General features: G+C 42.4%; 13 protein-coding genes and 1 CRISPR repeat array. Of the genes, 12 read left to right on the top strand and 1 reads right to left on the bottom strand.

The genetic code is table 11. The annotated features are described in order from the left end of the window. The first annotated feature begins 31 nt into the window (after positions 1-31). From cas5c to AC1MBV_RS04630, 9 genes are all read left to right on the top strand, one after another. Complete coding sequence (gene cas5c / locus AC1MBV_RS04670; protein WP_480948258.1) at positions 32-751, top strand: type I-C CRISPR-associated protein Cas5c; 720 nt, start codon at positions 32-34, stop codon at positions 749-751. After that, the gene (gene cas8c, locus AC1MBV_RS04665) at positions 748-2,676 is read left to right on the top strand and encodes a type I-C CRISPR-associated protein Cas8c/Csd1 (RefSeq protein WP_480947645.1); all 1,929 of its coding nucleotides are present in this window, start codon (positions 748-750) and stop codon (positions 2,674-2,676) included. Before cas5c ends, cas8c begins: the two co-directional genes overlap by 4 nt. 28 nt (positions 2,677-2,704) lie before the next feature. After that, entirely contained in the window at positions 2,705-3,565 is an 861-nt protein-coding gene (gene cas7c / locus AC1MBV_RS04660; protein WP_480947643.1) for a type I-C CRISPR-associated protein Cas7/Csd2, read from the top strand. After that, the gene (gene cas4, locus AC1MBV_RS04655; RefSeq protein ID WP_480947641.1) at positions 3,552-4,214 is read left to right on the top strand and encodes a CRISPR-associated protein Cas4; all 663 of its coding nucleotides are present in this window, start codon (positions 3,552-3,554) and stop codon (positions 4,212-4,214) included. Before cas7c ends, cas4 begins: the two co-directional genes overlap by 14 nt. Next, entirely contained in the window at positions 4,211-5,242 is a 1,032-nt protein-coding gene (gene cas1c, locus AC1MBV_RS04650; protein WP_480947640.1) for a type I-C CRISPR-associated endonuclease Cas1c, read from the top strand. The genes cas4 and cas1c overlap by 4 nt, the downstream gene beginning before the upstream one ends. A 10-nt stretch (positions 5,243-5,252) precedes the next feature. After that, complete coding sequence (cas2, locus tag AC1MBV_RS04645; RefSeq protein ID WP_480948257.1) at positions 5,253-5,543, top strand: CRISPR-associated endonuclease Cas2; 291 nt, start codon at positions 5,253-5,255, stop codon at positions 5,541-5,543. A gap of 200 nt (positions 5,544-5,743) precedes the next feature. Continuing rightward, positions 5,744-17,756: direct repeats of the CRISPR family, unit length 32 nt; unit sequence ATCGCACTCCTTGAGAGTGCGTGGATTGAAAT. 249 nt (positions 17,757-18,005) lie between these two features. Further along, positions 18,006-19,421: an AAA family ATPase gene (locus AC1MBV_RS04640; RefSeq protein ID WP_480947639.1), complete on the top strand. Its 1,416-nt coding sequence runs from the start codon at positions 18,006-18,008 to the stop codon at positions 19,419-19,421. After that, the gene (locus tag AC1MBV_RS04635) at positions 19,414-20,151 is read left to right on the top strand and encodes a hypothetical protein (RefSeq protein WP_255747530.1); all 738 of its coding nucleotides are present in this window, start codon (positions 19,414-19,416) and stop codon (positions 20,149-20,151) included. The genes AC1MBV_RS04640 and AC1MBV_RS04635 overlap by 8 nt, the downstream gene beginning before the upstream one ends. Before the next feature lie 11 nt (positions 20,152-20,162). Continuing rightward, positions 20,163-21,500, top strand: coding sequence for a D-serine ammonia-lyase (locus AC1MBV_RS04630; protein WP_480947638.1), 1,338 nt, complete (start codon positions 20,163-20,165; stop codon positions 21,498-21,500). 11 nt (positions 21,501-21,511) lie between these two features. On the opposite strand, the gene AC1MBV_RS04625 is transcribed toward AC1MBV_RS04630, so the two are convergent. Continuing rightward, positions 21,512-21,667 (bottom strand): hypothetical protein, encoded by a 156-nt coding sequence (locus AC1MBV_RS04625; RefSeq protein WP_480947637.1) that lies wholly within the window; start codon positions 21,665-21,667, stop codon positions 21,512-21,514. Positions 21,668-21,949: 282 nt separating this feature from the next. Between AC1MBV_RS04625 and AC1MBV_RS04620 the strand changes: the two genes are divergently transcribed. The 3 genes from AC1MBV_RS04620 to AC1MBV_RS04610 all read left to right on the top strand — a co-directional run bounded on the left by AC1MBV_RS04620 (position 21,950) and on the right by AC1MBV_RS04610 (position 26,068). Next, positions 21,950-22,486: a VanZ family protein gene (locus AC1MBV_RS04620; RefSeq protein WP_480947636.1), complete on the top strand. Its 537-nt coding sequence runs from the start codon at positions 21,950-21,952 to the stop codon at positions 22,484-22,486. 116 nt (positions 22,487-22,602) lie between these two features. Beyond that, positions 22,603-23,883, top strand: a complete 1,281-nt coding sequence (locus AC1MBV_RS04615; RefSeq protein ID WP_480947635.1) for a methyl-accepting chemotaxis protein — start codon at positions 22,603-22,605, stop codon at positions 23,881-23,883. Between the two features lie 67 nt (positions 23,884-23,950). Then, positions 23,951-26,068, top strand: coding sequence for a methyl-accepting chemotaxis protein (locus tag AC1MBV_RS04610; protein WP_480947634.1), 2,118 nt, complete (start codon positions 23,951-23,953; stop codon positions 26,066-26,068). Positions 26,069-26,123: the final 55 nt, after the last annotated feature.

Below are 26,123 nucleotides of genomic sequence, written 5' to 3'. Positions count from 1 at the left end.
ATGGATGACTAATCCTGATGGAGGTGAAAATGTGAAAAATAGTTATTGTTTTGTGGTTTATGCACCATATGCACTCTTTACAGATCCGCTGACTAGAATTGGCGGGGAAAAATCAACTTATCAAATCCCTACCTATCAATCTTTAAAAGGGATAACAGAAAGTATTTACTGGAAGCCAAGTATCGTTCACTACATTGATTCAATACGTGTCTTACATACCATTCGCATGGAGACTAAGGGTGTACGACCAATTGAATACAGTGGGGGCAATACATTAGCTAATTATACTTATCTCAAAGATCCGAGATATGTCGTCCAGGGACATTTTGAATTTAATCTGAACCGTCCTGATCTTGAAGCGGATCGCAATGAAGGAAAACACTTTAGCATTTTTCAGCGTTCATTGAAGGCTGGTGGACGTAGAGATATTTTTTTGGGAACACGGGAATGCCAAGGTTATGTAGAGCCATGTGCGTTTGATGAAGAAAAAGGAGATTATGATCAAATAGATGAAGTTCATTTTGGCACCATGGTACATGGTATTTCATATCCGGATGAAACGGGTAAGAATGAATTGGCCATCCGATTATGGCAGCCGGTAATGAAAAACGGTGTCATTCATTTTCCTCGCCCTGAAACATGTAATTTGATAAGGAAAATAGGAGAAATGCAGACAAAACATTTTGAGCTTTCATCGATCCAGACAGCAGATGCGCTCTTTGATGAATTCGAGAAGGGGGCAACCAGATGAGCTGTTTCCTAAATTTATATAAAACCTATGAGGCAAACCAGGCATTTGTAGGAATAGAAGAAGAGAGAAACGGGAAAGCCTACTCGCTTTTACCAATTTCTCATACAACACAGACGGCTCATATTGAAGTAACAGTTTCTGAAGAGGGTAATTTTCATACAGCAGAGCTCATTTCGAATAAAAATGAACGAAAAACTGTGATTCCATGCACGGAGTCTTCGGCAAGCAGAGCTGGTGCAGCCATTGCTCCTTATCCGCTGCACGATAAACTCAGCTATGTAGCAGGTGACTTTGTTGCTTTTGGTGGGAAAGTAAAAGATAGTAATGATCAGCCTTTTTCACATTATATTGAAAATTTAAAGTTATGGTCTGAATCTCAATATACCCAACCGCAAATAAGGAGTATCTATACGTATCTAAAAAAAAGCTACTTGATTAAGGATTTGGTCGATGAACATATTTTGTGGCTAGATGAGAATGGAAACTTAATTGATAAGTGGAAAGATCAATATAAATCAATCTGCGGAGGAGAAAAGCCTGAGATCTTTACCATTGCTACAGGTGGACAATATAGTGCGTTTATTCGATTCGGAGTTTATACAAACCATGAGGGAAAACTTGCTCCTAAAATATGGAAAAATCAAGAAATCTATAATTCTTTCATTAATTTTTATAATCAACAGCTAAGTGGCCGTGATTTATGTTATATTACGGGACAAGTTCTTCCATTTACAGAGAGACATGCAAATAAGATTAGAAATTCTGGTGATAAAGCAAAGCTAATATCTGCGAATGATACGAGTGGTTTTACTTTTCGCGGACTTTTTGAGACAAGTCATGAAGCAGCAAATATAAGTTATGAGGTATCGCAAAAAGCACATAATGCATTGAAATGGTTGATACGGCGACAAGGAAAAATTATTGATAACCGTGTATTCCTTGTCTGGGCTGTGTCCGGTGAAGAATTGCCGGATCCGGAGGATGATTTTTTTGATCTTGCGAATTTGACGGATAACAAAGAGGCAATGATCGAACAAACAGCGTTTACTGATCAAGCTTTTGCTGATCAATTTAGAAGAGCAATTGATGGACTCCGAAATGACCTGAGTCATGTAAGTGAAGTTAATATTCTCATCCTTGATTCTGCAACGACGGGTAGAATGGCTATTTTATACGATCGGAGTATGCAAAAAGAGATCTATTTGAATAGCCTGCGCGAATGGCATTCTCAATGTATTTGGAAACATCGATATGTCAGAAAGAAAGATAAGAAATTAATAGAATTTATTGGTGCGCCGTCGACCTTAGATATTGCCTATGCTGCCTATGGTCCCAACGCAAATGAAAAGGTCATTAAAGATACTATAGAACGATTGTTGCCGTGCATTGTTGATCGGCGCCATATTCCAAAGGATATTGTTACATCAACATTTAATCGTGCCGTTAATCCCCTCGTCAAGGATCAATACGAATGGGAGAAAACATTAAGCATTACCTGCGCATTAATTAATCGACAAGAACATGAAAGAAAGAAGGGATTCACATTGGCTTTAGATGAACAGACAAAAGATCGAAGTTATTTGTTTGGCCGTCTGCTCGCAATTGCAGATGTATTAGAGCATCGTGCACTTAAGTCAGAGGATTGGAGAATGAGTAACGCGATGCGCTATATGAATGATTTTGCAAAGCATCCAGAAAGAACATGGGCCATTATTCAAGCGAACCTTGTCCCCTATCAGGCGAAGCTTGGCAGAGGCGGATGGTACTTAACTCAGCTTATTGATCAACTAGGCGCAATGTTTCAAACAGATGAATTTAATGATCGGCCGCTATCCGGTAAATTTCTTCTAGGATTTTATAGTCAACGACATCAACTGTACCAAAAGAAATCTGAGGAGTCAGTGACTTCTCAATTGGAAAAATAAAAAACAAAAATAAAAGGAGCGATTTTAAATGACTGTTCTTGATCATAAAATTGATTTTGCCGTTCTTTTAACGGTTACGAAAGCCAATCCAAATGGCGACCCACTAAACGGAAATCGTCCAAGACAGAATTACGATGGTTACGGAGAAATTTCTGATGTTGCCATTAAACGCAAAATTAGAAACCGCCTTCAAGATATGGGCGAATCAATCTTTGTTCAATCAAATGATCGACAAGCTGATGAATTTAACAGTTTGCGAGAACGTGCGGACGGCAATGAAGAATTAAAAGCAATCACCAAAGATAAAAAGAAAACAAATGATGACTTTGCTGAAGTTGCCTGCAAAACATGGTTTGATGTTCGAAGTTTTGGACAAGTTTTTGCTTTTAAAGGGGGATCCAGTAAAGGTGTTTCTGTTGGGGTACGCGGACCTGTAAGCATACAAACAGCGGTGAGTGTGGCACCAATAGATATATCAAGCATGCAAATTACAAAAAGTGTCAACTCGGAGCCGGGGGAAGGCAAGGGTTCAGATACGATGGGGATGAAGCATCGTGTTGATTTTGGCCTTTATCGGTTTAATGGAAGTATCAATACACAATTGGCGGAAAAAACAGGTTTTACTAATGACGATGCCAATAAAATCAAAGAAGCACTGATGTCATTATTTGAAAATGATGCGTCATCTGCACGCCCTGAGGGGAGTATGGCGGTTTATAAGCTCTATTGGTGGGAACATAGCAGTAAATTAGGTCAATATTCTTCCGCTAAAGTCCATCATTCACTTGAAGTCAAACCAGCTAATGACCTGCTAAAACAATTGGGAGACTATGAAATTACTCTTGAAAAACTTGATGGTCTGGATGTGGAAGTTATTGAAGGCAGATAATGAAGACGATTATTTGATGCTTTCAGGAATCCAACATTTTCAATTTTGCAGACGACAATGGGCTTTAATTCATATTGAGCAGCAATGGGAAGAAAATGTCAGAACAGTTGAAGGACAATTTTTACATCGTAAGGCGGATCAGCCTTTTATCCGGGAAATGCGTGGCGACAAGCTGGTTGTCAGAGCAATGCCTGTGAAATCAAACGACTTGAGAGTTACAGGTATTTGTGATGTCGTTGAATTTGTGAGAGATGAAATACATGGTGTCACAATTAATGGGATGGATGGCAAATTTGTTCCATTTCCTATTGAGTATAAACATGGTAAGCCCAAAGTAGATGATTCAGATCGTTTACAACTGACTGCACAAGCAATATGCCTTGAAGAAATGCTTCTTTGTGATGTGAAACAGGGGTTTATATTTTATAATGAATTAAAGCATCGGGTATCAGTTGAATTTACTGAGGAAATAAGAAAGAAAGTTCATTCAATGATTTCGGAGATGCAGGAATATTATCGACGTCAATACACACCAAAAGTGCGGACCGGTAAATTTTGTTTGAGTTGTTCGCTGCAAAATATTTGTTTACCAAAATTAATGCAGAAACAGACCGTAAAGCGTTATATTGAAGGGAAAATATATGAATGAAAAGACTGCTCAACACACTATATATCACTCAACCCGATGTGTATCTTTCCCTTGATGGCGGCAATATCGTACTGCAAAAAGAGCAACAGAGACTTGGAAGAATCCCGCTTCATAACTTGGAAGCAGTGATCTCGTTTGGATATACGGGAGCAAGTCCAGCACTAATGGGTTATTGCGCAAAAAATAATATTGTACTTACCTTTTTTACCATGAATGGACATTTCTTAGCAAGGGTAATAGGTGAGAGTCGAGGAAATGTTGTTCTTCGAAAAAAGCAATATCGGGTCTCTGACAATCTCACTGAATCATGTTTAATCGCAAGAAACTTTATCTTGGGAAAAGTATATAATCAGAAATGGATTCTCGAACGAGTGACACGAGATTATCCTTTGCGAATTCAAGTCGCTACATTTAAAAATGCCTCACAAGAACTAACCAATGTTTTAAAAGCAATTCGTGAATGTAATGATTTGGAGCGATTAAGAGGCTTAGAAGGACAAGCTGCCACAACTTATTTTGCTATGTTTGATCAGATGATTCTGCAGCAAAAAGATCATTTTATTTTTAAAAGCCGATCAAGGAGACCTCCTTTAGATAATGTTAATGCAATGCTTTCGTTTGCTTACACATTGCTAGCAAACGATGTAACGGCTGCTCTTGAAGGAGTGGGATTAGATGCTTATGTTGGTTTTATGCATCGTGATCGACCTGGCCGTGCTTCTCTTGCATTAGATGTCATGGAAGAATTGCGAGGTGTCTATGCAGATCGGTTTGTTATTTCATTAATCAATAAGAGAGTTCTGCATAACGAGGATTTCATGAAGAAGGAAAATGGCGCGGTAATCATGAATGAAGAAGCAAGAAAACTATTTCTCAAAGCATGGCAAACAAAAAAACAAGAAAAATTGACTCATCCTTTTTTGGGCGAGAAGATTTCATGGGGACTTGTTCCACATGTTCAGGCTTTGTTATTAGCTCGGTATTTACGAAATGATTTAGATGAATATCCACCATTTTTATGGAAATGAGGTGTTGAATATTCTTGTCCTTATCACCTATGATGTCAGTACCGTAACAAGTGCCGGGCAAAAAAGACTGAGAAAGGTAGCAAAAATTTGTCAAAGATATGGTCAACGTGTTCAAAATTCAGTGTTCGAGTGCATTATTGATTCGACACAATTCGTTGGCCTAAAAAGTGAATTAGCTGAGGTAATCGATAAATCTGCGGACAGTCTTCGATTTTACCAAATGGGAAATAAATACAAAAATAGGGTTGAACATCTTGGGGCTAAAGAAACGGTGGATTTAGAGGGGCCCCTATTATTCTAAATTTCAATAGAGGCATCTAATTACTACCTAGGTGCGGATATGGTGTGCACACAATTTCTCTTCAGCTTTCGCACCACTGTAATGTAAAAATGTTGGCCATATAATTAACTGCTAACTAGATATTTGTTATAAAATGTAATTAATTGGCATAAATTAGCAATAATATGGAAATATTAAACATATTATTGCTAGTTTCCGCTATCGCACTCCTTGAGAGTGCGTGGATTGAAATCCCATCGAAAAAGTAATCGATGGAAACATCGAACAATCGCACTCCTTGAGAGTGCGTGGATTGAAATAAGATGCCATGATCGATGCCAACTACCTAAGCATCATCGCACTCCTTGAGAGTGCGTGGATTGAAATAGAAAAAGGAATCGAGACTGACAACCTGCAGAAAGATCGCACTCCTTGAGAGTGCGTGGATTGAAATAAGGTGTTTTACCAAAATCAGAAACAGAAGAAGAAATCGCACTCCTTGAGAGTGCGTGGATTGAAATTTTTAATGGCAGTAAATCGGTTACAATCAGTCAAATCGCACTCCTTGAGAGTGCGTGGATTGAAATCTTTTAACAGTGATTACAAAAATACAAGATGGTATCGCACTCCTTGAGAGTGCGTGGATTGAAATAAATGGTAAAGTTTTAAATGGCTTGGTTAAGCGCATCGCACTCCTTGAGAGTGCGTGGATTGAAATAGATAGGATCTTATCGAAACGAATAGTCGGATACATCGCACTCCTTGAGAGTGCGTGGATTGAAATATTTTTAGTATGTATAGCAGGCTTTACACCTGCTATCGCACTCCTTGAGAGTGCGTGGATTGAAATCTGTTATGGTGTATTTATACTACTTTTACCCTAGATCGCACTCCTTGAGAGTGCGTGGATTGAAATATTTATTTTATTTTCATTGCAATTATGGCTTTGCCATCGCACTCCTTGAGAGTGCGTGGATTGAAATAGACAATCACATAGCACGTTAAGGAACTGGGTAACATCGCACTCCTTGAGAGTGCGTGGATTGAAATTACATTTGGTGATAATACATACATTACTCATTATCGCACTCCTTGAGAGTGCGTGGATTGAAATTCAAGGGAAATACTTAATTTGGCTTCGATGAGAACATCGCACTCCTTGAGAGTGCGTGGATTGAAATCTTGCCTATCTCACTATCTGTTATCTCATATACATCGCACTCCTTGAGAGTGCGTGGATTGAAATTGAAGTCATGCCAGTGTAATCAACTATTCTAATCATCGCACTCCTTGAGAGTGCGTGGATTGAAATATCGATTATGACAATACATTGACCCTCTTTACCAATCGCACTCCTTGAGAGTGCGTGGATTGAAATTAGTTCCGTGCCAAGGCTATCCGAAAAATGCTCTATCGCACTCCTTGAGAGTGCGTGGATTGAAATCCCTTTTCAAGCTTTTTTAACTCCATGAACCAAGTAATCGCACTCCTTGAGAGTGCGTGGATTGAAATAAGGTCAAATACGCTATAGCTTTTCATTGTTCAGCATCGCACTCCTTGAGAGTGCGTGGATTGAAATCGCTATAGCTTCATAGTCAACCATCTTTTCATACATCGCACTCCTTGAGAGTGCGTGGATTGAAATACAAGGTTTGCTTATTATATCGCTACAATAAGGGAATCGCACTCCTTGAGAGTGCGTGGATTGAAATTAGCAATGGCTTACCCGTTTCAAGGTCAAATACATCGCACTCCTTGAGAGTGCGTGGATTGAAATCGAAAGACTTTTATGATCTTCCGGATCCGGTAAGCATCGCACTCCTTGAGAGTGCGTGGATTGAAATGTACGGATGCCGGATCCATGCCGGTCGGAAGAGTATCGCACTCCTTGAGAGTGCGTGGATTGAAATTGTATGCTCTCATTGTTTGCTCCCTCTTCCTTTATCGCACTCCTTGAGAGTGCGTGGATTGAAATTCCTAAAATATATAAGAGTAAAATAACACAACAAAATCGCACTCCTTGAGAGTGCGTGGATTGAAATCATATGCAGAAGATGTCCGGCTCAACCGTACCTTATCGCACTCCTTGAGAGTGCGTGGATTGAAATCCAGTAGCATCTACACCGGCGACAATGGGCAGAAATCGCACTCCTTGAGAGTGCGTGGATTGAAATTACGCTGTGCTGGATGTGGTAAGCGGCCAAGCCAAATCGCACTCCTTGAGAGTGCGTGGATTGAAATTATCCATGCAGCGACCGGATGCACAGGTGTTAGATCGCACTCCTTGAGAGTGCGTGGATTGAAATCGGTAATTATGTAAATGCATTAAATGGTAATTTAAATCGCACTCCTTGAGAGTGCGTGGATTGAAATTGATAACTTATGCTATCTGCGGGCATAGAAAAAGAATCGCACTCCTTGAGAGTGCGTGGATTGAAATTATCAATCAAGTGATAATATGCCGATATGCAGACATCGCACTCCTTGAGAGTGCGTGGATTGAAATATAATATTCAGACTATTTTAGGCAAAAAGAAAAGATCGCACTCCTTGAGAGTGCGTGGATTGAAATGACAAGATCAGCGAACACAAAAGCATTAAGCTAAATCGCACTCCTTGAGAGTGCGTGGATTGAAATATTATGTGGCTATTGATACTAATGGTAACACGTATCGCACTCCTTGAGAGTGCGTGGATTGAAATTTAAATCAGATTTGAAGAAACAGGAGGAGATTAAATCGCACTCCTTGAGAGTGCGTGGATTGAAATCTTCTCAGATTGTAGCCATAAACGTATTACATTATCGCACTCCTTGAGAGTGCGTGGATTGAAATATGAATGATGACGATGAAGGTGATATACATGACAATCGCACTCCTTGAGAGTGCGTGGATTGAAATTAACGTGGCAGCTAAACCATAAAGAAAACAATACATCGCACTCCTTGAGAGTGCGTGGATTGAAATTCTCGGCAAGTAGCGCGACTAAATGGCTGAACTGATCGCACTCCTTGAGAGTGCGTGGATTGAAATATCCTGCGGCGTACTCAACAGTCGTACGCTTAGGCCATCGCACTCCTTGAGAGTGCGTGGATTGAAATATTTATGCTCTAACACCTTAAAAATACCTAATGCATCGCACTCCTTGAGAGTGCGTGGATTGAAATCCAGCACTTTGGCGGTCACGTCCAAGCCTGCAGTATCGCACTCCTTGAGAGTGCGTGGATTGAAATCAAATTGCATCATGCCAAACAGATTGATAGGTAGAGATCGCACTCCTTGAGAGTGCGTGGATTGAAATACAATAGAAGTACCACGAGTTTATTGTGGAAAATATCGCACTCCTTGAGAGTGCGTGGATTGAAATTGCATGACAGATAGGACATTCCCGAGTGCAGCCACATCGCACTCCTTGAGAGTGCGTGGATTGAAATTGTTTTTGTCATCATAGATGATCTCATTACCATCATCGCACTCCTTGAGAGTGCGTGGATTGAAATCCATCATATCCGATACAGACTGAGTGCTAATTGATCGCACTCCTTGAGAGTGCGTGGATTGAAATATACACCAATAAAACATTGTCATATGAAGAAGTAATCGCACTCCTTGAGAGTGCGTGGATTGAAATCCATAAAATGGATGTAAAACACCCCCATGCCTACTAATCGCACTCCTTGAGAGTGCGTGGATTGAAATTTTCTCAATAAATGCTGTTGTACAAAAATCATCCAATCGCACTCCTTGAGAGTGCGTGGATTGAAATTAAAAGTATGCAAATTGTTGATCTTTCAGTAAAAATCGCACTCCTTGAGAGTGCGTGGATTGAAATTGTTGAAGGAGGATATCCTAGAGGATCAAATCAGATCGCACTCCTTGAGAGTGCGTGGATTGAAATAATTTGTGCAATATTATTAGGAATATTTTTACAATCGCACTCCTTGAGAGTGCGTGGATTGAAATTTGCTTATAGATGTCACAATTCATCTCGCCAAATTATCGCACTCCTTGAGAGTGCGTGGATTGAAATTCATCTCGTTGCATGTACACTCCCCCAGATATTTATCGCACTCCTTGAGAGTGCGTGGATTGAAATTTGAATTTATTAATGAAATATAATTGACCTTTCGGATCGCACTCCTTGAGAGTGCGTGGATTGAAATAGACGTATTCTCCTGATATTATCTGTTGTGACCTAATCGCACTCCTTGAGAGTGCGTGGATTGAAATCCTTTACTTTCATTATTCCATCGCATGAAAAATGATCGCACTCCTTGAGAGTGCGTGGATTGAAATAAAAGCTTGATGCCCAGATACTGCCGCATCTCCCATCGCACTCCTTGAGAGTGCGTGGATTGAAATACTAGCCAGTGAGTTCGCGGCAGATAGTGCTAAATCGCACTCCTTGAGAGTGCGTGGATTGAAATCTTCGCCAATCTTTTAGCCCGCTTGTGGTCACAACATCGCACTCCTTGAGAGTGCGTGGATTGAAATATCCTTATTGATCACAAGCTTGTCCTTTTCATTATCGCACTCCTTGAGAGTGCGTGGATTGAAATAACGGCTAAAGCTCCGGAGATCTTCTCATCATCATCGCACTCCTTGAGAGTGCGTGGATTGAAATCCATTTAAGTTTTGACTGTTGTTTTGACATATTAAATCGCACTCCTTGAGAGTGCGTGGATTGAAATATCAATCATAGTAGCAATCATTTTTTCGTATTTAAATCGCACTCCTTGAGAGTGCGTGGATTGAAATCTCCGATTATGTATTCACGCATATAAACTATACATCGCACTCCTTGAGAGTGCGTGGATTGAAATTGATCCCTTATCAAATAGTTTTGATTCAAACGTATCGCACTCCTTGAGAGTGCGTGGATTGAAATAAAAAATAGTTGTTGTTATTGATGCTTCAATTATATCGCACTCCTTGAGAGTGCGTGGATTGAAATACGTAGTAGAGCTTGCGCTTCGAAGGCAGCTGAAATCGCACTCCTTGAGAGTGCGTGGATTGAAATTGCTTCGGGAAGAACACCCTGAACGGTTTGCAACACATCGCACTCCTTGAGAGTGCGTGGATTGAAATAGACCAGCATCGCCAACGTTTCCGCAACCGCGAATATCGCACTCCTTGAGAGTGCGTGGATTGAAATTACTGATCCCAAAGAATGACACCAATACGAAAGCATCGCACTCCTTGAGAGTGCGTGGATTGAAATCCGCCAAAGTCCATGCGCTTCATGGCGCCAACGCATCGCACTCCTTGAGAGTGCGTGGATTGAAATGTCCGTTGCGTGCTTGGTGCCGCGTTCGCTGTCAATCGCACTCCTTGAGAGTGCGTGGATTGAAATGACTTATCAGATCCAGAGCAACAAAGGCAATGCTTATCGCACTCCTTGAGAGTGCGTGGATTGAAATCTTTTTGGATGGCGGCGTTAACGGCTGCGTCAAATCGCACTCCTTGAGAGTGCGTGGATTGAAATCTGATATATCAAGTCCTGCAGTGAAACCAAGGTATCGCACTCCTTGAGAGTGCGTGGATTGAAATATTTTTATCACCTCAAAACGTCCGTACTGGCAAAAATCGCACTCCTTGAGAGTGCGTGGATTGAAATATTGGTCGCCATGTTGTTGTGTTTATCGGCAGCCATCGCACTCCTTGAGAGTGCGTGGATTGAAATTTACAATTCGATCCTTACTATAAAAAGACAATGATCGCACTCCTTGAGAGTGCGTGGATTGAAATAGCCACAATGCAGCGATTGGCGGAACCCTGAAAAATCGCACTCCTTGAGAGTGCGTGGATTGAAATCATCTTTTTTCGGGGCTGATAATCATCACCCAACCATCGCACTCCTTGAGAGTGCGTGGATTGAAATCCATTGTAGTTTTGACCGTTGTTTTGGCATATTAATCGCACTCCTTGAGAGTGCGTGGATTGAAATATACCGACTAACCAAAGGTTGAATATTCTTCATGATCGCACTCCTTGAGAGTGCGTGGATTGAAATTAGTCTTTTTATTATTTATTCCGTTGTGTTTATATCGCACTCCTTGAGAGTGCGTGGATTGAAATTTTAGCAATATGTATTAATGAAATCACCCTCTATAATCGCACTCCTTGAGAGTGCGTGGATTGAAATCATAAATGTTAGTTTGTGAATCTCTAATTAAATTATCGCACTCCTTGAGAGTGCGTGGATTGAAATCGACCCAGATACGCAATAAGAAAGGACAGTAGGATCGCACTCCTTGAGAGTGCGTGGATTGAAATTAATCCCTTGTAAATAAAGGGTTTAGAGACATCATCGCACTCCTTGAGAGTGCGTGGATTGAAATTTGCCATCAGCATTCGGCGTGATACCTGCATCATATCGCACTCCTTGAGAGTGCGTGGATTGAAATGGATTAGGAAAACCAAGAACAAAATTTGGAAAATATCGCACTCCTTGAGAGTGCGTGGATTGAAATAAAATGTGAACCTTAACCCACCGGATAAATTCAGAATCGCACTCCTTGAGAGTGCGTGGATTGAAATACTACATACTTTCTGGTTCGGTTGTTTCTTGACATCGCACTCCTTGAGAGTGCGTGGATTGAAATATTGTAACACAAGAGAAGGAGCGGCGGCAATGAACATCGCACTCCTTGAGAGTGCGTGGATTGAAATTTTATAGAACTTGTCAGTCTGTATTTTTATTGAGATCGCACTCCTTGAGAGTGCGTGGATTGAAATTCCATAACGAATATCACCGCCTATTCGGAACGTGTATCGCACTCCTTGAGAGTGCGTGGATTGAAATAGATGATGCCGCTGAACTTCTGAAAAAGAGCGGAATCGCACTCCTTGAGAGTGCGTGGATTGAAATATTTAATGGGAGGGATTTTGATGCGCACAGAAACACATCGCACTCCTTGAGAGTGCGTGGATTGAAATCCAAACGTTACAAAGCGTGAAATTAGGGAGCATAATCGCACTCCTTGAGAGTGCGTGGATTGAAATCGGAAGTGCAATTTAAAGAAGCTGTCAGACACTAATCGCACTCCTTGAGAGTGCGTGGATTGAAATCGTATACCATCCGCTTAATACATAGCCCTCGCCGCATCGCACTCCTTGAGAGTGCGTGGATTGAAATAACGAAGTCAGGAACTCTCTCTTTTATGACTGAACATCGCACTCCTTGAGAGTGCGTGGATTGAAATCATCAACCGGAATACATGGTGTTCATCCGGTCGTATCGCACTCCTTGAGAGTGCGTGGATTGAAATCGTTTTCTGTTGGAAATAATCCGGATCATCTTTAATCGCACTCCTTGAGAGTGCGTGGATTGAAATAACAATATATCGTAATGGCTAAATCAAGCAAAGAAATCGCACTCCTTGAGAGTGCGTGGATTGAAATAAAATTACTTAATTCATCAGCAGGTGTGTTAAGTATCGCACTCCTTGAGAGTGCGTGGATTGAAATATGAGTGTTAGTAATTCAATAATTAAACTATAATATCGCACTCCTTGAGAGTGCGTGGATTGAAATTCGTTTTCGTCGCGATCGTTCCTGAGGCTCGTCTAATCGCACTCCTTGAGAGTGCGTGGATTGAAATAAATGTATTGGGGCGGCGTAAGATGGGCTATTAATCGCACTCCTTGAGAGTGCGTGGATTGAAATAAATCAATCAAGTGTGCTTCGAGTTTTGCTTTGATCGCACTCCTTGAGAGTGCGTGGATTGAAATAGAAAAATAAAATAAGCCGCTCTGCCAAGCGACTCATCGCACTCCTTGAGAGTGCGTGGATTGAAATTACTACGGCATGGATCAGACAACTAAGAAATGGAATCGCACTCCTTGAGAGTGCGTGGATTGAAATCCCTTGAGTAGCCAATAATAGCGAAACTTATTAATCGCACTCCTTGAGAGTGCGTGGATTGAAATCTCGTACACGCCGGGCAAAAATTTATCGATTGCCTATCGCACTCCTTGAGAGTGCGTGGATTGAAATCATTGTGAGCATATATCGTTGCCAGCTAGTTGAATCGCACTCCTTGAGAGTGCGTGGATTGAAATAGCTTCAGCAGCCGGTCATACTCGGTAAGATAGCATCGCACTCCTTGAGAGTGCGTGGATTGAAATCTTTAATCCATCAAAACCGCTGATTAATCCGCTGATCGCACTCCTTGAGAGTGCGTGGATTGAAATTTGTCCTTGCATTTAAGCAATCGCTCGATGTAGGAATCGCACTCCTTGAGAGTGCGTGGATTGAAATTTTAACCGCCTTGTACCAATTGTCGAGTGCCTTCCCATCGCACTCCTTGAGAGTGCGTGGATTGAAATGACATCATCCGTGCTCAAAACGCCTAACTCGTCATAATCGCACTCCTTGAGAGTGCGTGGATTGAAATACATAGTAGAGTTTGCGCTTGCTTGGCAGCTGAATATCGCACTCCTTGAGAGTGCGTGGATTGAAATCCATTATTGCCGGATATGATGCTATAGGTAATCTATCGCACTCCTTGAGAGTGCGTGGATTGAAATCATAAGGCGCGGCGTTTAAAGCAATTGTTTTGCATCGCACTCCTTGAGAGTGCGTGGATTGAAATCCGGTACCAGGGGCCGTTTGGGAGCAATGGCGACATCGCACTCCTTGAGAGTGCGTGGATTGAAATATATGTCTCGTATTTGATCGATAAAAACATTTCAATCGCACTCCTTGAGAGTGCGTGGATTGAAATAGGGCATCGTTGGCATCAGCGGATAGTACACGATCATCGCACTCCTTGAGAGTGCGTGGATTGAAATCGATTACTGCACCTATACTTTTATCCCATAGCCAATCGCACTCCTTGAGAGTGCGTGGATTGAAATAAAAAAACGATCGATAAACTAACACAACTTGAAGCATCGCACTCCTTGAGAGTGCGTGGATTGAAATCTTTTTCGACAGCTGTGGCTACTTTGTCAGGACCCATCGCACTCCTTGAGAGTGCGTGGATTGAAATCATACCATAACTTGGATAAAGTCGGCTTCGTGCTATCGCACTCCTTGAGAGTGCGTGGATTGAAATTGATCTGGCTCCCCATGTTGGCAATCTGCGTTTAAATCGCACTCCTTGAGAGTGCGTGGATTGAAATGTCAGTCGTTGTGTATGCAGATGTGATCGCTTCACATCGCACTCCTTGAGAGTGCGTGGATTGAAATATCATCATCTAAATGGAGGGATTAAAATGCGAACATCGCACTCCTTGAGAGTGCGTGGATTGAAATTTAAAAATCCAATTTATATCGGCAAGTTTAGATGATCGCACTCCTTGAGAGTGCGTGGATTGAAATATGGAATGGACAACGTGTATCTTATAGGTATGATGATCGCACTCCTTGAGAGTGCGTGGATTGAAATATTAAGTTTATGCGAATCAACCTTATCTACAATAATCGCACTCCTTGAGAGTGCGTGGATTGAAATTGTTTACCAAAAATCCCATTAACAATAGCTGAAAATCGCACTCCTTGAGAGTGCGTGGATTGAAATTGTAAATGCGTTTATTCAAGACATTAACGCTACAATCGCACTCCTTGAGAGTGCGTGGATTGAAATAATAGAAGATATTCTCTCTCAAAATAGTGTTACAATCGCACTCCTTGAGAGTGCGTGGATTGAAATTCATCATAATCATACAATCCACTTTTCCAACGATCATCGCACTCCTTGAGAGTGCGTGGATTGAAATTTTGAATGATGTGTATTGATTATATCCGAATAATATCGCACTCCTTGAGAGTGCGTGGATTGAAATTGATAAATCTCATTGATACTGTGCATATATGTAATCGCACTCCTTGAGAGTGCGTGGATTGAAATTGTGCTTAGTCGGCATGTGTTAGATAGCATCCAAATCGCACTCCTTGAGAGTGCGTGGATTGAAATATGAAAATAACCTGTAGATTTAACAACATGCCCATCGCACTCCTTGAGAGTGCGTGGATTGAAATTTTCGTAGGCAGATCAACGTAACTGCCAATTGGATCGCACTCCTTGAGAGTGCGTGGATTGAAATAATATTGGCATAATACATCCTCGCCGCTAAATGAATCGCACTCCTTGAGAGTGCGTGGATTGAAATCCACTCTAGGGGGAATACAAATGAATACAGTTGAGATCGCACTCCTTGAGAGTGCGTGGATTGAAATTTCCGTAACCGTTGCGTATCTTTGGGTCGTGTCTGGATCGCACTCCTTGAGAGTGCGTGGATTGAAATATAACACTGAGAACTTGAAATAATTTTTAATTCAATCGCACTCCTTGAGAGTGCGTGGATTGAAATGATTTTATTAGAAGAAATATCTGAACAAGCATTCAATCGCACTCCTTGAGAGTGCGTGGATTGAAATAAACTGGCGAAAACATGGCAGGATTTCCGTATTAATCGCACTCCTTGAGAGTGCGTGGATTGAAATTACATCATTAACTAAATTATCAAGAAACATTTTAATCGCACTCCTTGAGAGTGCGTGGATTGAAATTTCGTTTTTGTCTTCTCTAACTTGCAAAAATACTGATCGCACTCCTTGAGAGTGCGTGGATTGAAATAAGATTGAAGATGTTTGCACGCTGGTATTATTACCATCGCACTCCTTGAGAGTGCGTGGATTGAAATAGCAGAGGAGATGAAACATTATGAAGACAGAAGAAATCGCACTCCTTGAGAGTGCGTGGATTGAAATAACTCTATGGAAACCATCACTAAACACCACACTTATCGCACTCCTTGAGAGTGCGTGGATTGAAATCCGAGTGCAGCCACCGGTCTCCTCGAATTCGGTAATCGCACTCCTTGAGAGTGCGTGGATTGAAATAAGTAAGAGACTTAGCACCAATGGCACGCAGAATAATCGCACTCCTTGAGAGTGCGTGGATTGAAATGCTACCTACAGTACCAGTGTATAAATTAATCATTATCGCACTCCTTGAGAGTGCGTGGATTGAAATTCATATTCGCGGCAACCCTGCCCCGAAAGAGAAAATCGCACTCCTTGAGAGTGCGTGGATTGAAATTTTAATCGGCGTTTTTGGCTGCGCTTCAGATGAATATCGCACTCCTTGAGAGTGCGTGGATTGAAATTATATAATTTAGAACTAGGATCAATACTTTGATTATCGCACTCCTTGAGAGTGCGTGGATTGAAATGAGCCTGGGATTAACGCTGATCAAGTCGAAGAAAGATCGCACTCCTTGAGAGTGCGTGGATTGAAATCTTTTGATCATCAGTGCTTGCAAAAGTATATTTATCGCACTCCTTGAGAGTGCGTGGATTGAAATATCAAACATAGAGCCATCGTCATTGGCTTTAAAATCGCACTCCTTGAGAGTGCGTGGATTGAAATAAAAACATATGGCAAGACAGCTTACGAATGTAAAAATCGCACTCCTTGAGAGTGCGTGGATTGAAATTGTCATTAAACGTATCAACTTTGATGAAGATACATCGCACTCCTTGAGAGTGCGTGGATTGAAATAAATTAGTCAAGAGAAAACTCATACAGCACTAGATCGCACTCCTTGAGAGTGCGTGGATTGAAATAAGAGGGCATTACTACAACAAGAAATACTGTTTGATCGCACTCCTTGAGAGTGCGTGGATTGAAATGCAAAGGGATCATTTAACCCTGGTTGTCCTTGCAATCGCACTCCTTGAGAGTGCGTGGATTGAAATTGCATATTTATATCAGCTATGTTTAGTTTTTGGAATCGCACTCCTTGAGAGTGCGTGGATTGAAATGTCTGTGTCTGCAGTTATGGACCAGTCAACCTGGATCGCACTCCTTGAGAGTGCGTGGATTGAAATCAAAGTCGGTGCTCCAGGGCAGTGAGGAGCTGAATCGCACTCCTTGAGAGTGCGTGGATTGAAATCCGCACATGATCCATGAGATCCGTCCAGAGCAGATCGCACTCCTTGAGAGTGCGTGGATTGAAATATGAATTACATCAAACTGCTGGGAACGGACCGAATCGCACTCCTTGAGAGTGCGTGGATTGAAATCGAAAATATCCGTCTTGGTATGAAAGTCTGAACGAATCGCACTCCTTGAGAGTGCGTGGATTGAAATGTATCGGGTATACGAGGGCGGCCAAGATGGTGGATCGCACTCCTTGAGAGTGCGTGGATTGAAATCGCCAAACAGCATTAAAGCTCCGCTTGCCAATCCAATCGCACTCCTTGAGAGTGCGTGGATTGATTGAATTCCATTGGATATCAGTCATAGTAGATGATACTATCGCGCCAATACGCTCCAATCGTGAGCAACTCATGAGTCAATTGAATTCATCAAACGTAATTTGTGGCAGGTGTTGCGCATTATCTACTTTAAAGTGCTAGCGACAAATGCACGGCGAAATTCATGTATACAATCCACCTTTTCCCAGAATACTTATTGTGAGGATTTGTTTTATGTTATCGTTACGAAAATGTCCTTGAAGGAGTACTATTCATGAATCTAAAAGTACGCGTCTCAAGTGTGGAAATACATAATTGCAAAAACGTTGTTCAAGGCAAATTGTATTTTCCTTGTTCCAAAAACCGTTCAATGAAGCGTGCGGATGTGCTCGGTTTGTATGGGCAAAACGGTTCGGGAAAAACGGCGGTTGTGTCTGTGTTTGAGGTGCTTCGTGCACTGCTCTGCGGGCAGCCGCTTGATCCGGGCGTTGATCGTCTGATCTATCAGCGGAGCGATACGGTGCGCTTCGTTTTCACCTTTTTGATTTGTGTGGAGCGTCAATGCTACGAAGCTGTCTATGATGTGGCACTGACAAAGCAGGATCTGGATGCGGATGATGCGGTAAATCTGGCAAATGATCGCGGTCCTGATCCGGTGTATTTGTCGCATGAAGAAATTCGCTATAAGGAATTGGTCAAAGGCGCTCGCTATAAAACGATGGTCGCTTTTACTCGAAAAGATGGGGAGGAGAAGCTTGCCCCGAATACGGTTGCGTCGAAAATAAAATCGAGAAAAGAAAATTTAGTGGTCGCATTCAAGGTCAACTCTGAGTTGGCTTATCAGCAGCGTACCTCTGTTTTCTTTCGTCAGGAAGGCTTTGATCTGCTTGAAAGGACTCTTGATCAGGAACCGTTCACGCTGCTTCAGGTACTCAAAAATATCTTTGCCGGACGATTGTTTGTGCTGAGCAATCATGAATCGGGAATGTCGCTTGCCAACCTGTCGATACCGATTCATTGCAGAAATACGACTTTGAATCCCAATGAGCAGGGCTATGGGGTCATCAATTTTCCAATTGATGCACCCAAAAGAATGGATATGGAAACGTTTGAAATTCTCCACACAATGTTCACAGCGATCAGCAAGGTATTGAAAGAGGTTGTCCCCGGTCTGACTGTGGAAGCAAAAAATCTGGGAGGCGAGCTGCTGCATGACGGCAGAAACGGTGTACGTGTTGAGTTGGTAGCAAAGCGTGAAGGTCGCTCGCTTCCGATCGCTTGTGAAAGTGATGGCATCAAAAAACTGCTGACGGTGCTGAGCTCGCTTATTGTGATGTATAACGATGAAAATGCATGCATTGTGATTGATGAACTTGATGCCGGTATCTACGAATTTTTACTTGGCGAGATTGTGAAAATTTTGAATAACGGCGGCAAGGGGCAACTCCTGTTCACCTCGCACAACTTACGCCTTCTCGAGGTTCTTGAAAGAGAAAATTTGGCATTTACATCTGCCAATCCCGAAAATCGCTATATTGTACTGAAAGGAATACGGGACAGCTCAAATATTCGTGATGTCTATATTCGTGCGATTCAGCTTGGTCATGCTGGAGAAGAAGTTTATCAGCCAACGGATCGCTACGATATTATGGAAGCATTCGATGAGGCGGGTGAATGGAGTCATGGCTGAAAAAAAGGCCATTGTGTTTATTGTGGAAGGTGTGTCGGACGAACGGACAATTGCAGCGATCCGTAACTATGTGCCGAGCAAGTACAGTGTATATGTTCATATTACCCGTGGCGATATGTTCACAAGACCCGGCGTGCGAAAAAATGTAAAGACCCGAGTCACGGATCAGGTTCGAAAAATAATGAATGAAACGAAATACCGCAAGCAGGAGATTCTTGCGGTGATACAGTTGACGGACACGGACGGGGTTTTCGTTGACGATCGAAACATTGAGGTGAACGCATCGGTCGGGCGTGATCCGGTTTACCGTGAGTCGGGAATTGTTGTTGCCAATCCCGGTATTCAACAGTACATACAAAAAAGGAATAAAATAAAGGCATCTGAATTGCGGACCATGTGTTCGGCAGACGTCATTATGAATGGAATCTACTATTTTATCTTCTATTTCTCTTGCAACTTGGATCATGTCATGCATAATAATCGTAATATGACTATTGAAGAAAAAATTAATCAATCGCGTGCATTTGAACGTGCCTGCCGTGATCAGCCGGATCATTTTTATCATTTTTTCCATGATCAGCCTTTTGCTGTTCAAGGATCAATTGATGGCACCTGGGATTTTATTGAGAGGGGCGCACATTCTGTGCAACGGTATTCAAATTTTCATTTGATTTTTGATATGCTGGATACTTTGGAACAGCAGAAAGCCCTTGAAGAAAACGCACGTTAAGGAGGAGACCGATGGACAAATGTATTGGCGGCAAAACATTGGCGGAGTGGGAGCACGCGGAACCGACAGTGATAAAGATAAGAGATAAAAATGAAGTGCTGTGGCTGAATCCACGTTATGGGGAACGTGATGCGAGGATGGTTACCTCTAGTGATGTGACTGATGCGGAAGCGCGGCTGCACCGCTTTGCTCCGTACTTGGCGTCAGTTTTCCCGGAAACCGGGCAAGCGGGCGGCTTGATTGAATCACCGATTTATACAACAGCTGAATTACAGGCTTATTTGGGAAAAGAAGTAGGCACACGAATTCCCGGTCGATTAATAATGAAGGCGGACAGTGAGCTGCCGATTTCCGGATCAATTAAGGCGCGTGGCGGGATTTATGAGGTACTCAAGACCGCGGAACAATTGGCAATCAGCGCCAATTTGCTCAAGGAGTCCGATGATTACGCCATACTTACGAACGATTCGTTCAAGCAATTTTTCTCACGCTATTCAATCGCTGTCGGTTCAACAGGCAACTTGGGTCTCAGCATTGGCATTGTTGGTGCAACGCTTGGATTTCAGACAACCGTACACATGTCGGCGGATGCAAGCACATGGAAAAAAGCGCTGCTCCGCGAAAAAGGAGCTTTTGTTAAAGAATATGCGGCAGACTACAGTGTGGCGATTACAGAGGGGCGCAAGCAGGCGGCTCTAGATCCGCACTGCCATTTCGTTGATGATGAAAATTCAAAGGATCTGTTTGTCGGTTATGCTACCGCGGGTAACCGTTTGAAGACACAATTCCAGGAAGAAGGTATCTCAGTAGATGCCGATCATCCGCTGTTTGTCTATTTGCCGTGCGGTGTCGGCGGGGGACCGGCCGGTGTAACCTTTGGATTAAAACAGGCATTCGGCGTGCATGTTCATGCCTTTTTTGTTGAACCGACCCATGCGCCATGCTTTTTACTCGGCCTTTTGACGGGATTAGACGACCAAGTATCCGTACGCGATTTCGGACTTGATAATCACACAGCTGCTGATGGATTGGCTGTTCCGCGCCCATCGGCGTTCGCAGGCAAGGCAGCCGGTCATTTGATTTCGGGTTGTCTTACCGTGGATGACGATCGCCTTTTCTACTATCTAAAAGCACTTAAGGATAAGGAAAATCATTGGATCGAACCGTCGGCTGCCGCAGGTCTAGTCGGCCCACAAATGCTTCTAAACAATGGGTTGGGCAAGAGATACTTAGAAAATCATCATTTGACGGATAAAATGGCCAATGCGATACACCTTTTTTGGGCAACCGGAGGCGGAATGGTTCCTCAAAAAAATCGAGAAGCCTATTATGTCAGGGCTTCTCGCTAGGAGATTCGTGATCAACGGTTCTCACTCTTATGTTCGCTGGTGAATTCATTCGGTGCATGTTTGTTCCCATTGGCGTGATTTTTTTGCTGGGCGAGCCGTCCATTGCGATGTTCACCTGTATTTTCCCTCGCCTTAAATTGGCGGTTGAATTCCTGCTCTTTATTCATAGAGATAACTCCTTTCAATGTTTGAATCACTTATTAATTTGCACAAATTGGCCATGAATTATGCACGTTTTTTTACAAGGTGATTCAGCAGTACGGACATAATTTTAATTATTCTGACGAATGAACTAATTTGATTAAACAGCAGACGGGGAAAATACACCTATAAAATGTCTAAGTCATTGCGCTATAATTGAGAAATAATTAAGAAATTGTTTTGTGATCTTTACAATGGAATGTTCGGACAGATCTAGGATAGAGATTCTTTTGATGGGGGTTTACAAGATGTTTAAAAATCCTAAAGCATTCGTTTTTTGGCTTATTCTTATCTTATTTATTATTGGCATGATCTATAAAGGATCATCGACTCCTTACGCTGACCAGAATATGCAGCCGTTCTTAAAGGCGCATTTTCAGTGGACGGCGGAAACGTTTCCGCATGTCGATTTTAATTATGGCGGGGAACGTATTACGTCCGACGAACCTTATGCATTGTTTGAGTTTGTTTTTCGCAAGGCAAGTCATGTAACGGAATACTGTCTTTTAACCTTCATGATTATTAACTTATTTATGACGACAGTCATGCCTCGTTTGCTCTGCTATTTGTGCGGTCCGGCGATCTCACTTTGCTATGCGATGTTCGACGAGTGGCATCAGACTTTTGTTCCGGGGCGAACCGGTCACTTAATCGACACATTTACGTTTGATTTGACCGGGATGATTTTGGCGATGGTCATTGTATTTATACTTGATCTTTATTACTATCTCTTTTATACAGGCAGCAATCATTCGTCGCGATTTCGCGCTGAACAACACGGATAAATGATGGAAATTGAATAAACTTTTCAGTTGAACACTCCGATATACTAAGTGATAGATGATGGGCTGTGCGAGAATTGTGAAAGTGATTGAAGTGGGCTTGAAGGGATGGATCAGTCATGGCTTTAAAAGAGAAACAAAAAAGCCAAAACAAAAGGCGCTTTAATCTTCAGAGCCTTTATTTTGTTGCTTTTTTTATTGGCGTATTGGTTGTCGCTGCGGTTTTTTATTATCTCGGTGTCGAAGGAATGCTTGTTCCCGCTATTTTTGCAAGCGGGGTGACCTTAATCGCGGGTCTTTTTGCCTTACTTTTTATCTTCAAGGGATACAACAAGCGTGTGCATGATTTGAGGCTTGCTGTCGGCAAAGCTGAGACAGGCGATATGAGTGTGATTATCAACGATAAAGAAAATGATGAATTGGCACGACTCGCCGAAGGCATCAACCACATGATTCGAATGAATCACAGTGTGATTGAGAGCATGTCACTAGTCTCCGAAAAAGTAAACGATGCCTCGCAATCGCTGGTTTCAAGTGTTGAAGAGCATACGGCTTCATCAAACGAGATCGGATCGACGATGACCGAAATTGCTGCCGGAGCCTCCGATGAAGCAGAATTAATGGGAAAAAATAAAGAGGCAACGGATCAGTTAAAAGAGAGAATGGGCAGCATTACGGAGCAGACACAGATGATGGAGCACGGCGCGGAGCAGCTGGCCAAAATTTCTGAAGGAAATCAGCAGTCTGTCATTAAGCTGAGAAATCATTCGGAACGGACAATCAGTACGACTGCTGATATTATTGACGCGATCGCTTCCTTAGATTCACGTTCAAAGAATGTAGGCAAGATCATTGAATCCGTCTCTGAAATTGCCGGCCAAACCAATTTGCTTGCCTTAAATGCGGCGATCGAGGCCGCTCGTGCCGGAGAACAAGGCAAAGGCTTTGCTGTTGTCGCAGATGAAGTGCGTAAGTTGTCGGAACAAACCGATCATGCCTTGAAAGAAATTTCCGAGTTGATGACCGGCATTCGTTTGGATACGGAAAATACGGTTCAGTTTGCCGGAAAAACAAGTAAAGTTCTGGAAGAACAATTTATCGTTGTCAGTGCTTTTGAGAAGGCATCAAAGCGGATTGCTGAAGCCGTGACTGAGAATAAAGAGCGAATCAGCAACATTTCCGCTTCGATCAAAGACATGGCGACGCAGACGCAAAAAATTAAAGAACATATTGATGGAATGACTCAGATCAGTGAACAAACAGCTGCCGGCACAGAGGAAGTGACGGCATCGATCGAGGAACAGACCGCCGGAATGGAACATCTGACCAAACTTGCGGCTGATCTGGAAGCAGATGCTGCGATCATTCAAAAGGCCCTTAAGGGGTACAAGCTAGTTTAATTCAAATTTTTCCATTGATTTGATCAATAGATATAAGGGAGCAAGGTACTCGGGGGGCTGACAACGCATGAACAAAGAGAAGGACACGGATAAGGCAAAAAAAAAGGTGAGACAACTGAAAAAGAAAACGAAATTGGCGTGGGGAGAAACGTTTAAATCCGCAGGGGCATTAATCGTTAAATTGCCGCAATTTCTGAATGGACGCGCTCTAGAAAAAATGAGTGTGAAAAAACAGCTCTTAATTCCGATTGTCAGTATCATGGTAATCGTCGGTTTGATCGGCGGGCTATTCAGCTACATCTATGGAGCGAGGCTCATTCGCAATCAGATGACGCAATCGGCCATGGCACAATTGAAGGCCACGGATCAAACCTTTGATACCTATTTTGATGACGCACAATCGGTTACCCGCCAGTTTACAATGAGCAAAATGCTCGGAGATGTAAAGAAAAATAACGAAGAAATTCAACAGGATTTCCAAAATGTACTTAGTTCAAATACTAAATATCAGGCAATTACCTATGCATCGGCGAAAGGAGCTGTTGTACGGTCGCCTATGTATTTCTTTGACAAAGGCTATGATCCCACCGAAGAAGGATGGTACAAGGACGGGGTAGGCGGAAACGGCCAGTCCATGTGGACCGACCCTTATACGGACAGCGTGACGAAGCAAAATGTCGTGAGCGTCGTGCAGGCCATTGTTGATAACGGACAAGTAAAAGGTGTCATTAAGATGGATTTATTTATTCAATCCATTATCAAGCAAGTAAGCGAAGCAAAGCTTGGAGATTCCGGCTATGTCGCGCTGCTTGACAGTAAGGGCACCTACATTGCCTCTCCTAAAAAAAGTCAGTTAGGTAAAAATGTTGCCGGTCAAGACTTCTATAAGACAATGCGCAGTATGGGAAAGAGCGGCAAGTTTTATGCAAAGATCGACGGTTCACAAAAATTGGTAAGTTTCCACACGAATAAGACATCCGGCTGGACTCTATTAGGCATTATCGATAAGAGTGCGATTTCAAACAGAGCGAACCTCATTACTCTGCCATCCGTTGCAACGTTGGTCATTATTATTATTGTTTCTATTTTGATCACGCTCTACACACTTGGCCGTGTCGTTACGCGATTGAGAAAGCTTCAAGAAGCTGCAGGTCGCATTGAAAATGGAGATCTTACCGTAAAGATACCGATCCAAGGCGATGATGAATTATCCCAGCTGACAAAAAGTATTAATGCACTTGCGAATACGAACCGTGAAGCCTTTAAGAAGATGTATGAGGTGTCGCATCAAATCATTGGGGCCTCGCAAACATTGGTAGCCAGTGCTGAAGAGAATGTTGCGTCCGCAAATGAAATTAGTGCAACGGTTACGGAAATTGCTACAGGAGCATCAAGTCAGTCTAAGTCGATTGATGAGAGCCAATCGTCGCTGCAAGGCCTTTTGGATGAGGTTAATCGAATTGATGACCGCAGTACAGAGGTTCTCCATGGGGCTGAGCGAATGAAGGAATATGCGAATGGCGGCCTTGAAAAGATGAATCATCTTTCCGCCCAATCAAAGACATCTGCGGATACGACGCATCAGATCATCAATACCGTATTAAAAATGGAGGAACATGCGAAAAATGTGCATCAAATTATTGATGTGCTGGACGGCATTGCACGAAGAACAAATTTGCTCTCCCTGAATGCGAGCATCGAGGCCGCGCATGCAGGTGAACATGGAAAGGGCTTTGCGGTTGTTGCCGGAGAAATTCGAAAACTTGCACAGCAGACGAATCAATCATTAAAAGAAGTAACCGATACGGTTCAATCAATGAATCATGAAATTCAGCAAGCAGTCGCTTATTGTGAGCAAACGAACGAAACACTTCAAGAACAACATGCTGCCGTTGCCGAATCCAATGACGCGTTTAAAGAAATCGAAAAAACCATCAAACTTAATGTGAAGGGCATGCAGACAATCGCCAATGCGATTATTAAGACGCATGAACAGATTGAACAGATAACTCAAGGTTCACAAACCATTGCGTCAACAAGTGAGGAGACCGCTGCCAGCACCGAAGAAATGAGTGCTTCTGTTCAGGAACAGACGGCTTCGATGGAAGAACTGAACAAGTTGGCCGGAGATCTGGATCAACAGGCTCAAATGATGCAGGAAGAAATCAAACGCTTCAAGATTTGAGACTACTTTATAAATTTAAAGAGACGTAAAAAGCAGGCCTGAGTGAACTCAGACC

The sequence above is a fragment of the Sporolactobacillus sp. PKPK-6 genome, from assembly GCF_056678885.1.
Note: the sequence above shows the minus strand (reverse complement) of the source record. Positions and strands in the feature narration are given on the sequence as shown.

Coding starts and splice junctions, on each gene's coding strand:
- cas8c (WP_480947645.1), top strand. CDS start 748: ATGAGCTGTTTCCTAAATTTATATAAAACCTATGAGGCAAACCAGGCA.
- cas7c (WP_480947643.1), top strand. CDS start 2,705: ATGACTGTTCTTGATCATAAAATTGATTTTGCCGTTCTTTTAACGGTT.
- cas1c (WP_480947640.1), top strand. CDS start 4,211: ATGAAAAGACTGCTCAACACACTATATATCACTCAACCCGATGTGTAT.
- AC1MBV_RS04640 (WP_480947639.1), top strand. CDS start 18,006: ATGAATCTAAAAGTACGCGTCTCAAGTGTGGAAATACATAATTGCAAA.
- AC1MBV_RS04635 (WP_255747530.1), top strand. CDS start 19,414: ATGGCTGAAAAAAAGGCCATTGTGTTTATTGTGGAAGGTGTGTCGGAC.
- AC1MBV_RS04630 (WP_480947638.1), top strand. CDS start 20,163: ATGGACAAATGTATTGGCGGCAAAACATTGGCGGAGTGGGAGCACGCG.
- AC1MBV_RS04625 (WP_480947637.1), bottom strand. CDS start 21,667: ATGAATAAAGAGCAGGAATTCAACCGCCAATTTAAGGCGAGGGAAAAT.
- AC1MBV_RS04620 (WP_480947636.1), top strand. CDS start 21,950: ATGTTTAAAAATCCTAAAGCATTCGTTTTTTGGCTTATTCTTATCTTA.
- AC1MBV_RS04615 (WP_480947635.1), top strand. CDS start 22,603: ATGGCTTTAAAAGAGAAACAAAAAAGCCAAAACAAAAGGCGCTTTAAT.
- AC1MBV_RS04610 (WP_480947634.1), top strand. CDS start 23,951: ATGAACAAAGAGAAGGACACGGATAAGGCAAAAAAAAAGGTGAGACAA.